This is a genomic window from Streptomyces caniscabiei (genome assembly GCF_014930365.1).
In the GTDB taxonomy this organism is placed as follows: Bacteria; Actinomycetota; Actinomycetes; order Streptomycetales; family Streptomycetaceae; genus Streptomyces; species Streptomyces caniscabiei.
On sequence record NZ_JABXWI010000013.1, the window covers coordinates 138,300 to 150,900 of the forward strand.

The following is a 12,601-nucleotide window of genomic DNA, read 5'->3' on the forward strand; positions in this document are numbered from 1 at the left end:
CTGCCACGGGCAGAACACCGTGCCGTGCCGTGCCGCGCCGCGACCGCCCCGCGCCCGCCCGCCACCGCGCCCGGATCCGCCGGGGCCCGCTCAACTCGGCCGCAGCGGGGACCCGCTCAACTCAGCGGCATGCGAGGGAACTTGCGCTCCTTCGCCGCGGCGGCCTCCTCCGCCTTCACGACGGCCGCGTACTGGTCGACGTACTCCTGCTCGGAGAGGGTGAGGATCGCGTACATGATCTCGTCGGTGATGGCGCGCAGCACGGCCTTCTCGTTCTCCATGCCCTCGTAGCGGGAGAAGTCGAGGGGCTTGCCGAAGCGGATGACGACGGGGTGGATGTTGGGGATGACCTTGCCCGGGGGCTGCGCCTCGAAGGTGCCGATCATGGCGCACGGGATGACGGGCACGCCGGCCTTGAGGGCCATGACGGCGACGCCGACCTTGCCCTTGTAGAGGCGCCCGTCGTGCGAGCGGGTGCCCTCCGGGTAGATGCCGAGGAGTTCGTCCTTGCTCAGCACGCCGAGCCCCTCGCGGATGGCGGCCTGGCCCGCGTCCTTGCCGGAGCGGTCCACCGGGATCTGCCCGGCGCTGCGGAAGAAGAACGCCGTCAACCGGCCCTTGAGACCCGGGCCGGTGAAGTACTCGGCCTTCGCCAGGAAGGTGATGCGGCGCTTGAGGATGGCGGGCATCAGGAAGTGGTCCGAGAAGGACAGGTGATTGCCCGCGACGATGGCCGCACCCGACGACGGCACGTGTTCGAGGCCCTCGATGCGAGGCCGGAAGACCAGTCTCAGCAGAGGGCCCAGAAGCACGTACTTGAGCAGGTAATAGAACACGGCGTCTCCCTCGCGCTACCGGATCGGCTCTGTGGAGGTGTTCGGACTCACGAGGACTCCTCGCTGACCTCGCTGACGCGGCGTCAGGCGCATGAGCGCTGGTGGGCCTCGTCCTGCGTGTCGACGATTGATCGTAGCCCGACGTGCCATGTCACCGGGAGGAGGCAGGAGGAAACCGAACAGCGGGAACGCCCGGTGCGGGGGTGACCGGGACCGCGCTGATCGACATGCCGTCTCCCGTGGGCGGGCTTAGCGTCGGCATATGCGCGTAGGGCGTGGCGCCGGATGAACGGGTCCGGGGAGGAGCCGGGCGTGGACGATCCGCTCGGTGAGGCCCTGGCGGCGCTGGTGCGCCGTACGGGCGCCAGGTCCGCGGGCGTCTACGTCCTGGACCCGGCCGAGGCCGTGCTGGGACTGATCGCCCTGTGCGGCGTCCCGGTCGACGCCTTCGCACCGTGGTGGCGGGCCCCGTACACCGTCCACGGCCCGACCCAGGACGCGATACGCAACGAGCGGCTCGTCTGGGTGAGTTCCCTGGAGGAGCTGGCCCGGTGCTATCCGCGCGTCGCGGCGAGCATTCCTTACCAGCTTGCTTTCGCGGTCGTGCCGCTCACCGGGATCCGGCACTGCCGGGGCGCGCTGCTGCTGATGTGGTCCCCGGGCCGGTCACCAGTGCTCAGCCGCCGGGAGCGCGGGCACCTCACGGCCGGTGCCCGCCGTATCGCGCGCGTGCTGGACGCGGCCGCCCTGCCCCCGCCCATCCCGGACCGGCCCCGTTTCGTCCGCCCCGACCGCGTGGAGCCCGTACCGCAGTCCGGGTCCGAGGCGGCCCGGCTGGTGGAACGGCTGCCCCTCGGCACGCTCGCCCTCGATCTGGGCGGGCGCATCACCTATGTGAACGCCGCGGCCGTCGGCCTGCTGGCCAGACCGGCCGAGCTGCTGCTGGGCACACGCCCCTGGCAATCGCTGACCTGGCTCGACAACATCGCGTACATGGACGCGTACCGCACCGCCATGAGCAGCCGCGAACCCGTCGCCCTGACCGTCCTGCGGCCCCCGAACCAATGGCTCGACCTCCGCCTCCAGACGGACGACAGCGGCACCAGCGTCCTCATCGCCCCCGACCCGTCCTCCCGGCCCCTCGGCGGGCGGCCGACCTTCACCGGCACCCCGTCCCACAGCCGCATCCACCTGCTGATGGCGCTGGCGGCGGCCCTGACGGAGGCCGTCGGCGTGCAGGACGTCGTCGACCTGGTCGCCGACCGGATCCTGCCCGCCTTCGGCGCCCACGGCATGATCATGTCCACCGCGCAGGCCGGACGCATCCAGATCATCGGCTCCCGGGGCTACGACCCCGCCGTCATCGAAAAGTTCGACGGCCTGCCCACGGACGCCGACCTGACCCCCGCCGGGCGCGCCCTCACCACGGGTGCCGCCTCGTTCTTCGCCGACCGCGGTGAACTCGCCCGTCTCTACCCGAGAGCCCCGCAGATCACCGACAAGCACGCGTGGGCCTTCCTGCCGCTGCTCAGTTCCGGGCACCCCATCGGCTGCCTCCTGCTCGCCTACAACGACCCCCACCCCTTCTCCGCCGCCGAGCGCTCCGTCCTCACGCCCCTCGCCGGGCTCATCGCCCAGGCCCTGGACCGCGCACGCCTCTACGACGCCAAACACAACCTCGCCCACGCCCTGCAGCAGACGCTGCTGCCGCACGCCCTGCCCACCGTGGACGGCCTGGACGTCGCCGCCCGCTATCTGCCCGCGAGCCACGGCATGGACATCGGCGGCGACTTCTACGACCTCATCCGCCTCACCGACACCACCGCCGCCGCGGTCATCGGAGACGTGCAGGGCCACGACATGGCGGCCGCCGCCCTCATGGGACAGGTACGCATGGCCGTCCACGCCCACGCGACGGCCGGAGCCACGCCCGAGCAGGTCCTCGCCCGCACCGACCGCGACCTCGCCGACCTGAACGCCGGACGCTTCGTCTCCTGCCTCTACGCCCACCTCGACCTCGCCCGGCACCAGGTCACGCTCGCCAGCGCCGGGCACCCCCCACCGCTGCTGCGCGCCCCCGACGGCCGGACCCACCCCGTCGGCCTGCGCCCCGGCCCGCCGCTCGGCATCGGCGTCGGGACCCCCTCCTACCCGCCCACCACGCTGTCCCTGACCCCGGAGGCGCTCCTCGCCCTCTACACCGACGGCCTGGTGGAGGCTCCCGGCGCCGACATCGGCCGGACCATCGCCGACCTCGCACAGCACCTCGACGAGTCCGGCGACCTCCCGCTGCACCAGCTCGTGGACGACCTCGTCCACCACACCCACGGCACCGGCCGGCACACCGACGACATCGCCCTGCTGCTGCTCCGCCCCCACAGCACCGCCGACCCGTGACCCCGTGACCGGACACGGGAAAGGCCCCGAGCGCGCGGCCGGCCGTACCCGGGTGCGCACTCGGGGCCGATCCGGCCGCCTCAGGCGGTCTCGCCCAGTACCTCCCCCAACGTCCCCAGCGCCGACCGGAGTTCCGTCCCCGTGATCGTCAGGGGCGGCGCCAGGCGGATGGTCGAGCCATGGGTGTCCTTGACCAGGATGCCCCGCTCCATGAGCCGGTGACTGATCTCGCGGCCGGTGCCGATCGCGGGGTCGACGTCGACGCCCGCCCACAGTCCGCGCGCCCGGAAGCCGACCACGCCCCGGCCGACCAGTTCGGTGAGCCCCTCCCGCAGCACGCCGCCCAGTTCGGCGGCCCGCAGCTGGAACTCCCCGGTGCGCAGCAGCTCCACCACCGCCGATCCGACCGCCGCGGCGAGCGGGTTGCCGCCGAAGGTCGAGCCGTGCTCGCCGGGCCGCAGGACCGACAGCACCTCACGACGGGCCACCACCGCCGACACCGGGACGATGCCCCCGCCGAGCGCCTTGCCGAGCAGGACGGCGTCGGGCAGGACGTCCTCGTGCTCGACGGCGAGCGTCCGGCCGGTGCGGCCGAGGCCCGACTGGATCTCGTCCGCGACGAACAGACAACCCGTGCGGCGGGTCAGCTCCCGCACCCCGCGCAGATAACCGTCGTCCGGGATCAGCACACCCGCCTCGCCCTGGATGGGCTCGATCAGCACGGCGGCCGTCGTCTCGTCGACCGCCGCCTCCAGCGCCGCGAGGTCGTTGTACGGGACCACCCGGAAGCCGGGCGTGAACGGGCCGAAGCCGTCCCGGGCCACCGGGTCCGTGGAGAAGCTGACGATCGTCGTGGTCCGGCCGTGGAAGTTGTCCGCGGCCACCACGATGGTCGCCCGGTCGGCCGGGACGCCCTTCACCTCGTACGCCCACTTGCGGGCCACCTTGATGGCACTCTCCACCGCCTCGGCGCCCGTGTTCATCGGCAGCACCATGTCCAGGCCGGTCAGCTCGGCCAGCGACTCGGCGAACTCGGCGAGCCGGTCGTTGTGGAAGGCCCGCGAGGTCAGGGTGAGGGTGTCGAGCTGGCGGTGCGCGGCCTCGATCAGCGCCGGGTGGCGATGGCCGAAGTTGAGCGCGGAGTAGCCGGCCAGCATGTCGAGATAGCGGCGGCCCTCGACGTCCTCGACCCAGGCGCCCTCGGCACGGGCCACGACCACGGGCAGCGGGTGGTAGTTGTGCGCGAGGACGGGCTCCTCGGCACGGATGAGGTCGGCCGACGAACGCGCGCGGACGGGAGCGGTCATGAGCGGATCTCCTGAGTGACGCACTTGATGCCGCCGCCGGCCTTCTGGAACTCCGACAGGTCGACGGGGACGGGAACGTAGCCCTGCCGGGCGAGCTGGTCGGCGAGTTCCTTGGCGCGCGGCGAGATGAAGACATGGCGGCCGTCGGACACCGAGTTCAGGCCGAAGGTCATGGCGTCGTCGCGGGTGGCGATCACCGCGTCCGGGTAGAGGCGGGCGAGGACCGCGCGGCTGCCGGGGGAGAACGCCTCCGGGTAGTACGCGATGTTGCCCGCGGAGCCGTCGGCGCCGTCGTCCAGGACGAACAGCGCCGTGTCCAGATGGTAGAAACGCGGGTCCACCAGCTGGAGGCTGATCACGGGGACGCCGAAGAACTCCTGCGCCTGGCGATGTGCCTCACGGCTGGTGCGGAAACCGGTCCCGGCGAGGAGATGGCGGCCGGCCGGCACCAGATCGCCCTCTCCCTCGCACACCGACTCGGAGCGGACCACCTCGTACCCGGCGCTCCGGAACCAGGCGTCGTAGGCGGTGGACTCGGGGCGCCGCTCGGGCGCGTGGAACAGCGAGCCGAGGACCCGCCCGCCGAGGACGAGCGCGCAGTTGGCCGCGAAGACCATGTCGGGCAGCGCCGCCACCGGCTCCACGGTGTCCACGGTGTGGCCGTGGGTCCGGTAGGCGCGGATCAGCTCCTGCCACTGGTCCTGGGCGAGGTCGACGTCCACGGGGGTGTCCGGATGCATCCAGGGGTTGATCGAGTACTGCACGGCGAAGTGTCTGGGTTCGCAGACGAGAAAGCGCCGAAGGCGCGGCACACGGCTGTCGGGCACAGAGGGTTTCTCCGCTTCCTGACGGTGTCGACGGGGATGACACCACGGTAGGAATCGGGCCACGCGCACGACAAGCAACGAACGTTGCGTGTTCGCGCAGTAATGCTGCGTGTTGAACCAGCTCAACGCACGTTCGCTGCGTCCTGGGTCGCCGCGGCCTCCGGAGCCTCCGGCAGCAGGTGCGACAGCACCATGTAGCTGATCGTCTTGCGGATGAACGGCTCGGTGCGGATCCGCTCCAGCACCTCCTCGAAGTGCTCCACGTCGACGGCCCGCACGTGCAGCAGCGCGTCGGCGCCACCGGTCACCGTCATCGCCGCCGTGATCTCCGGATGGTTGCGCACCACCTCCGCGAGCCGCCGGGGCGGCGCCGCGCCCTCGCAGTACACCTCCACGTACGCCTCCGTGCGCCAGCCGAGCGCCGCCGGCTGCACCGTGGCCGTGAACCCGGTGATGACCCCGGTCTCGCGCAGCCGGTCCACCCGCCGCTTGACCGCGGTGGCCGAAAGACCGATGTCCGAACCGATCTCGGCGAAGCTGGTCCTCGCGTTCGCCATCAACGCCGTGATGATCTTGCGATCGAGCTCGTCGAACGCCGCGGACTTGCTGTTCATGAGGGCACTGTAGCCAGCGCGAGGCGTCCGGGACCCCCGACGCGAAGGCCTCCGCCGCGCGCCCGTGTGCATGAGTACGAATTACTCCTACACTCCACGTTCATGCTGCGCGCCCTCGCCGTCGATGACGAGAAACCCTCCCTGGAGGAGCTGCTGTACCTGCTGAACGCGGATCCACGGGTCGGCAGCGCCGAGGGCGCGAACGACGCCACCGAGGCACTGCGCCGGATCAACCGCGCCCTGGAGTCCGGCCCCGACGGGCCCGAGGCGATCGACGTCGTCTTCCTCGACATCCAGATGGCCGGACTCGACGGCCTCGACCTCGCGCGCCTCCTCACCGGCTTCGCCCGGCCCCCGCTGGTCGTCTTCGTCACCGCGCACGAGGGCTTCGCCGTCCAGGCCTTCGACCTCAAGGCCGTCGACTACGTCCTCAAACCCGTACGCCGGGAACGCCTCGCCGAGGCGATCCGCCGGGCCGCCCAGCTCCGCGAGGCGACCACGGCCCCGGCCCCGCCGATCCCCGTCCACGAACCCGACCCCGACCAGATACCCGTCGAACTCGGCGGGGTGACCCGCTTCGTCGCCGTCGACGACATCACCCACGTCGAGGCCCAGGGCGACTACGCCCGACTGCACACCCCGCAGGGCAGCCACCTCGTCCGCATCCCCCTGTCGACCCTGGAGGAGCGCTGGCGCGCCCGCGGGTTCGTCCGCATCCACCGCCGTCATCTCGTCGCCCTGCGGCACGTCGGCGAACTCCGCCTCGACGCGGGCACGGTCAGCGTCCTCGTCGGCTCGGTGGAACTCCAGGTCAGCCGCCGCCACGCCCGCGAACTGCGCGATCTGCTGATGCGCCGGACCACGGGCTGAGGAGCGGCCGTGCCGAACGACCCCACCGAACGCTCCACCGAACGCCGTGCCGAACGCCGCGTCGTCGTCACCGGCGTGCCCCGCCGCACCCCGCGCCCGTCCGGCCACCAGCGCCCCCGCACCGAGATCGACGAACAGACCACCCTCGGCCACACCTACGTCAGCTCCCTCATGCGCAGCCAACTCCGCGCCGCGCTCGCCGTGTTCACGGTCCTGGTCCTGCTGGTCGGGCCGCTGCCGCTGGTCTTCGCCGCGATGCCGGACGGCGCCGGCCTGGAGTGGGCCCTCCTCGGCTTCGGCGTCTACCCGCCGCTGGTCCTCCTCGCGTACTGGCACGTGCGCCGCGCCGAGCGCAACGAACAGGACCTCGTCCGCCTCGTCGAGGACCGCTGAGGCATGAACGACAACTACGCCGTCCCCGCGGTCGCCCTCGTCGTCGTGGCGACCGTCTTCGTCGGCGCCTTCGGCCTGCGCATCTCCCGCACCACGTCCGACTTCTACGTCGCCTCCCGCACCGTCGGCCCCCGCCTCAACGCGGCCGCCATCAGCGGCGAGTACCTCTCCGCCGCCTCCTTCCTCGGCATCGCCGGCCTCGTCCTCGTGCAGGGCCCCGACATGCTCTGGTACCCGGTCGGCTACACCGCCGGATACCTCGTCCTCCTGCTCTTCGTCGCCGCCCCGCTGCGCCGCTCCGGCGCGTACACGCTGCCCGACTTCGCCGAGGCCCGGCTCGCCTCCAAGACCGTACGACGGCTCGCGGGGGCCTTCGTCGTGGGCGTCGGCTGGCTCTACCTGCTGCCCCAACTCCAGGGCGCCGGACTGACGTTGAGCGTGCTGACCGACGCCCCCGAATGGCTCGGCGGCGTCATCGTCGCCGTCGTCGTCTCCGCCACGGTCGCCGCCGGCGGCATGCGCAGCATCACCTTCGTCCAGGCCTTCCAGTACTGGCTCAAGCTCACCGCCCTCCTCGTCCCCGCCCTCTTCCTCGTGCTCGCCTGGCAGGGCGACGGCGCCGCGCGCCACGCTTTCGACGAGCCCGCGACCTTCCGCGAACAGCGCGTCGTCCGCGTCGACGAGACCCTCGACCTGAAACTCGCCAGCCCCCTCACCGTCACCGCCACCGGCACGATCGACGGCCGCCGCTACGACGACCGGCGCGTGGACCTGCCCACCGGCACCCACCGCATCGACAGGGGCACCCGCCTGACCTTCACCGAGGGCGACAGCGTCCCCGTCGCCGACCGGGGCACCAACGGCGGCATGTCCACCTCGCTCGCCTCCGGCCGCGAGGAACGGCCCCTGTACGCCACCTACGGGCTGATCCTCGCCACCTTCCTCGGCACCATGGGCCTGCCGCATGTCGTCGTCCGCTTCTACACCAGCCCGGACGGCGTCGCCGCCCGCCGCACCACGGTCGTCGTCCTCGGCATGATCGGCGTCTTCTACCTCCTGCCGCCGATCTACGGGGCACTCGGCCGGATCTACGCCCCCGACCTCACCCTCACCGGCGACGCCGACGCGGCCGTCCTCCTGCTCCCGGACCGGATGATCGGCGGCCTCGGCGGCGACCTGCTCGGCGCGCTGGTCGCGGGCGGCGCCTTCGCCGCGTTCCTGTCGACCGCCTCCGGACTGACCGTGGCGGTCGCCGGCGTGCTCACCCAGGACGTGCTGCCCACCCGGGGCGTACGGCACTTCCGGCTCGGCACGGTCCTCGCCATGGCCGTGCCGCTCGCGGCGAGCGTCCTGGTCGGCGGGCTGCCCGTCGCCGACGCCGTCGGCCTCGCCTTCGCGGTCTCGGCCTCCTCGTTCTGCCCGCTGCTCGTCCTCGGCATCTGGTGGCGGCGCCTCACCCCGCCGGGCGCGGCCGCGGGCATGCTCGTCGGCGGCGGGGCGGCCCTCCTCGCGGTCGCCGCGACCATGGCCGGATACCCCGGCACCGGCACCCTGCACGCCCTGCTGGCCTGGCCCGCCCTCTGGTCCGTACCGCTCGGCTTCCTCACGATGGTGCTGGTGTCCCTGGCCACCCCCGGCAAGGTCCCGCCCGAGACACCGGCGATCCTGGCCCGCTTCCACCTCCCGGAGGAACTCGTCGGCGGCCGGACCCGCGCGGCGACCAAGGAGATCGAACTGTGGCGGCGGTGAGGACCGGGCCGACCGGACCGGGGCCGCGTGCGGACCGGCGCAAGGGAACCCACGAGCGGTGAGCGGTGTACCACATGCAGGAGGTGAATGATGAGCGGTGAAGTGACCGGCTTCCTGGCCGGGTTCTGCGTGGCCGTGCTCCCGCTGCTCGCGGCCGGCTTCTGGCTCGGCCGCCGCACGGCGCACCCGCGCAACAGCCTCGGCGGGCTCGGCACCCCCGTCGAGCACGCCACCTTCCAGACCCTGCACACCGCCACCCTCGCCGCGCCCCCGCTGCGCGCGGGCCTCACCGAGGAGACGGCCCGAAGATCGGCCAAGCGGCTGCGCACCCTGCTCGGCACGGACGCGCTCTGCCTCACCGACCACGAGTCGGTCCTCGCCTGGGAGGGCGTCGCCGAGCACCACCGCGCAGAGATCATGGGACGCCTGGCGGGCCCGCTGGAGACCGGCCGGGGCGAGGCCTTCCGGCTGACCTGCGACATCCTCGACTGCCCGGTGCGCTGGGCGGTGGTCGCCCCCCTCACCGTCGACGACCGCGTCCACGGGGCGCTCGTCGCCTGTGCGCCCCGTGAGTCGGCCGTCCTCGTCCGGGCGGCGGGGGAGGTCGCCCGCTGGGTCTCCGTCCAGCTGGAGCTGGCCGATCTCGACCAGTCCCGCACCCGCCTGATCGAGGCCGAGATCAAGGCCCTGCGCGCCCAGATCTCCCCGCATTTCATCTTCAACTCGCTCGCGGTGATCGCCTCGTTCGTCCGCACCGACCCCGAGCGCGCCCGCGAACTGCTCCTGGAGTTCGCCGACTTCACCCGCTACTCGTTCAGGAGACACGGCGACTTCACCACCCTCGCCGACGAACTCCACGCCATCGACCACTACCTGGCGCTGGTCCGGGCCCGCTTCGGCGACCGGCTCTCGGTCACGCTCCAGATAGCCCCCGAGGTCCTGCCGGTCACCCTGCCCTTCCTCTGCCTCCAGCCCCTTGTGGAGAACGCCGTGAAGCACGGCCTCGAAGGCCGGTCCGCGAGCGCCGCGGGCAAGAGCCACATCAGCATCACCGCGCAGGACGCCGGCGCCGAGGCCCTCGTCGTCATCGAGGACGACGGCGTCGGCATGGAACCCGAGGTGCTCCGCCGCATCCTCGCCGGCGAGACCAGCCCCTCGGGCGGCATCGGCCTCAGCAATGTCGACGAGCGGCTCCGTCAGGTGTACGGCGACGACCACGGCCTGGTCATCGAGACCGCGGTGGGCGCGGGCATGAAGATCACCGCCCGGCTGCCGAAATACCAGCCGGGCGTACACCCGGACGGGGGAATACCCCGGACCTGAGGGTCACCCTCGGTGAGCCGCTGAGGGTGAGCCCTCGGTGGTCTCAGGTGCGCGACGCCACCATGCCCAGCGTCAGCAGGCCCAGAACGACCCAGCCGAACCACAGCCAGCCGTTGCTGCCGAGGGCCACCGAATAGGCAGTCACCATGACCAGCCCACCGACGGTGAGCACCCCCATGGCCTTCGTCGAACCGGGCATCGCAACACCCTTCCTCAGGTCCTCAGGCTTCTTCTCCCTCCATGGTGCCCCCACTGGCGGAAATGACAGTGCAGACGACGAAATGTGCCCCCTTTTTCCAGCCGTCCTCGCTGACCCAGAAATTGGAGCCGGTCCGGTCGGGCTCATAGCCGTACTGCTGCGGCGGCAGGTTCGTCTCGCAGGCGGCGCGCGCCCGCTTCTGTGCTTTCCCGAAGGTGGTGTCGGAGCTCATCTCATGGAACCCGAGCACCTTCTCGTCATGGCGGTCCTGACAGGAGACCAGCCGGACCTTGTTGCTGGAGATCCGGTCGAGGCAGTCCTGCTTCTGCAGGGTGGCGGCTTCGTCGATCACCGTCTCACCCACCGCCCGGTACTCCCCGATCGGCCCGTACACCGGCCTGCGCTCACCCAGCAGCAGACAGGCGACCCGGTGTCCGGCGGCGTCGAACCCGTCGTCGGTCGGCAGCACGGCATGGGCGCGGACGTCCACGAGCTTCTCCCGGGCCTCCAGGGTGAGCTGCTCGCACTGGGCGGCTCCGCCCGCGCGGGCGTCCTCGGCGGACGACACCTCGTAGGAGGCCATCACCTGCCCGTCCATCGAGGGTCCCGCACACCCGGGCACGATCCGCAGCCGGGCGTCGTCCGTGAACGGAGTGCCGGTCCAGGTGGCGTCGACGCAGTCGCCGTCCTTCAGAGGCTCGGTCAGGCCCACGGTGCCGCCGTACGGCAGGGCCGTGCTGCCGGCGCCGCCGCCGAGGCCGTCCGTCAGCTCCTTCATGGTGCCCACGGCGTACCAGGTTCCGCCGACGACCAGGGCGAGACCGAGAGTGGTGGCCATGCCCGCGAGAAGGGCCCGGCTGCGATGCCGGCGGCGATGTCCGCCGGTGCCGACCGCCGAGCCGCCCCCGGTGGACCGTGGGGGAGGGGGGAAGCCGTCTCCACCGGCGCCGGCCGCCCGGGGCTCCGCGGGCGACCAGCCGTCCGCACGCCCCCGCGCCTCCCCTCCTCCCGGCCCGCCGTGACCACTGAGTCCAGCGTGACCACTGAGTCCAGCGTGACCACCGTGTCCGCCCGACGGTACGTACCACGGTGTCTCGTGCGCGACGGGCGGGATGAGGGGGTGTTCCGGCTCCGCCGTGTGCGTGGGCTCGCTCGCCCACTGCGGTTGCGAGCCGAGGTCGGGCGCGGTGCGCGGGTGGGCCTGGGGCATGACGATCGCGGAGAGCGCCGCCTCGGTCTCGGCGGCGCTGATCCGGCGCACGGGATCCTTGGTGAGCATGGCGGCCAGCACCGGCTCCAGGGCGCCGGCCCGCAGCATGGGCCGGGGTTCCTCCAGGACCACGGCGGTGAGCGCCGCGATCTCCGCGTCACGGTCGAAGGGCCCGTACCCCTCGACGGCGTGGTAGAGCGTGCAGCCCAGCGAGAACAGGTCGGACGCGGCGGTCGGCGGCCGGCCCTGCGCCCGCTCGGGTGCCAGGTACCCGGCGGTGCCGACCAGGCAATGGGTCCGGGTGTACCGGGTCTCCTGGGTGTCGGGCTGGACGGAGATGCCGTAGTCGGTGAGGAGGACACGGGCGTACGGCGATCCGGTGCGGTCCGGGGCGAGCAGGATGTTGGCCGGCTTGACGTCCCGGTGCATGATGCCGCGTTCGTGTCCGGCGGTCAGCGCGTCCAGCACCGCGAGCCCGATCCGGGCGCATTCGGCGGGTGCGAGGGCGCCTCGCCGGTCCACCAGCGCCTTCAGGTCGAGGGCGCCCGGCACGTACTCCATGACGATCCACGGCAGCGCGTCGTGCTCCAGGACGTCGTGCACGGTGACCACGTTCGGGTGGGCGCGCAGTCCGGCGGCGTGCCGGGCCTCCGCGCGGGCGCGGGCCACGCGGGCGGCGCGGTCCTGCTCCGCCTCGCCCGGATGCCGGAACACGATCTCCTTGAGTGCCACCTCGCAGTCCAGCTGACGGTCGTGCGCCAGCCAGACATGGCCCATGCCGCCGCTGCCCAGCTGGTTCAGCAGGAGGTAGCGGTCGGCGATGACCCGGCCGACCCCCGAATGCGGTGCTCCTGACTGCATCGGTCACTCCCAGGG

At 72.3% G+C, this 12,601-nt stretch carries 11 protein-coding genes; 5 read left to right on the forward strand and 6 right to left on the reverse strand.

What is annotated here, in order from left to right; genetic code table 11:
- Positions 1–116: 116 nt before the first annotated feature.
- A complete protein-coding gene (locus HW837_RS32875; RefSeq protein ID WP_045562358.1) occupies positions 117–836 on the reverse strand; it encodes a lysophospholipid acyltransferase family protein in 720 nt (239 codons plus the stop codon).
- Between the two features lie 285 nt (positions 837–1,121).
- Between HW837_RS32875 and HW837_RS32880 the strand changes: the two genes are divergently transcribed.
- Positions 1,122–3,233, forward strand: a complete 2,112-nt coding sequence (locus tag HW837_RS32880) for a SpoIIE family protein phosphatase (RefSeq protein WP_193380877.1) — start codon at positions 1,122–1,124, stop codon at positions 3,231–3,233.
- 80 nt (positions 3,234–3,313) lie between these two features.
- On the opposite strand, the gene rocD is transcribed toward HW837_RS32880, so the two are convergent.
- The 3 genes from rocD to HW837_RS32895 all read right to left on the reverse strand — a co-directional run bounded on the left by rocD (position 3,314) and on the right by HW837_RS32895 (position 5,981).
- Entirely contained in the window at positions 3,314–4,540 is a 1,227-nt protein-coding gene (gene rocD, locus HW837_RS32885) for an ornithine--oxo-acid transaminase (protein WP_045562356.1), read from the reverse strand.
- A complete protein-coding gene (gene ddaH, locus HW837_RS32890) occupies positions 4,537–5,367 on the reverse strand; it encodes a dimethylargininase (RefSeq protein WP_045562355.1) in 831 nt (276 codons plus the stop codon). Before ddaH ends, rocD begins: the two co-directional genes overlap by 4 nt.
- Before the next feature lie 122 nt (positions 5,368–5,489).
- Entirely contained in the window at positions 5,490–5,981 is a 492-nt protein-coding gene (locus tag HW837_RS32895; protein ID WP_045562354.1) for an Lrp/AsnC family transcriptional regulator, read from the reverse strand.
- A 102-nt stretch (positions 5,982–6,083) separates the two neighbouring features.
- Between HW837_RS32895 and HW837_RS32900 the strand changes: the two genes are divergently transcribed.
- From HW837_RS32900 to HW837_RS32915, 4 genes are all read left to right on the forward strand, one after another.
- Positions 6,084–6,851: a LytR/AlgR family response regulator transcription factor gene (locus tag HW837_RS32900; protein ID WP_045562353.1), complete on the forward strand. Its 768-nt coding sequence runs from the start codon at positions 6,084–6,086 to the stop codon at positions 6,849–6,851.
- 9 nt (positions 6,852–6,860) lie between these two features.
- Positions 6,861–7,244 (forward strand): hypothetical protein, encoded by a 384-nt coding sequence (locus HW837_RS32905; protein ID WP_045562352.1) that lies wholly within the window; start codon positions 6,861–6,863, stop codon positions 7,242–7,244.
- A gap of 3 nt (positions 7,245–7,247) precedes the next feature.
- Positions 7,248–8,993, forward strand: a complete 1,746-nt coding sequence (locus HW837_RS32910; RefSeq protein WP_045562351.1) for a sodium/solute symporter — start codon at positions 7,248–7,250, stop codon at positions 8,991–8,993.
- Between the two features lie 102 nt (positions 8,994–9,095).
- Entirely contained in the window at positions 9,096–10,316 is a 1,221-nt protein-coding gene (locus HW837_RS32915; protein ID WP_045562426.1) for a sensor histidine kinase, read from the forward strand.
- 43 nt (positions 10,317–10,359) lie between these two features.
- Here HW837_RS32915 and HW837_RS32920 read toward each other — a convergent pair whose 3' ends face one another.
- Positions 10,360–10,515, reverse strand: a complete 156-nt coding sequence (locus HW837_RS32920) for a hypothetical protein (protein ID WP_033529045.1) — start codon at positions 10,513–10,515, stop codon at positions 10,360–10,362.
- Positions 10,516–10,537: 22 nt separating this feature from the next.
- The gene (locus HW837_RS32925; protein WP_193380878.1) at positions 10,538–12,586 is read right to left on the reverse strand and encodes a serine/threonine-protein kinase; all 2,049 of its coding nucleotides are present in this window, start codon (positions 12,584–12,586) and stop codon (positions 10,538–10,540) included.
- Positions 12,587–12,601: the final 15 nt, after the last annotated feature.

Excerpts from the sequence above, each read along its gene's own strand:
- HW837_RS32880 (WP_193380877.1), top strand. The coding sequence starts at position 1,122 with ATGAACGGGTCCGGGGAGGAGCCGGGCGTGGACGATCCGCTCGGTGAG.
- rocD (WP_045562356.1), bottom strand. The coding sequence starts at position 4,540 with ATGACCGCTCCCGTCCGCGCGCGTTCGTCGGCCGACCTCATCCGTGCC.
- HW837_RS32895 (WP_045562354.1), bottom strand. The coding sequence starts at position 5,981 with ATGAACAGCAAGTCCGCGGCGTTCGACGAGCTCGATCGCAAGATCATC.
- HW837_RS32900 (WP_045562353.1), top strand. The coding sequence starts at position 6,084 with ATGCTGCGCGCCCTCGCCGTCGATGACGAGAAACCCTCCCTGGAGGAG.
- HW837_RS32910 (WP_045562351.1), top strand. The coding sequence starts at position 7,248 with ATGAACGACAACTACGCCGTCCCCGCGGTCGCCCTCGTCGTCGTGGCG.
- HW837_RS32920 (WP_033529045.1), bottom strand. The coding sequence starts at position 10,515 with ATGCCCGGTTCGACGAAGGCCATGGGGGTGCTCACCGTCGGTGGGCTG.
- HW837_RS32925 (WP_193380878.1), bottom strand. The coding sequence starts at position 12,586 with ATGCAGTCAGGAGCACCGCATTCGGGGGTCGGCCGGGTCATCGCCGAC.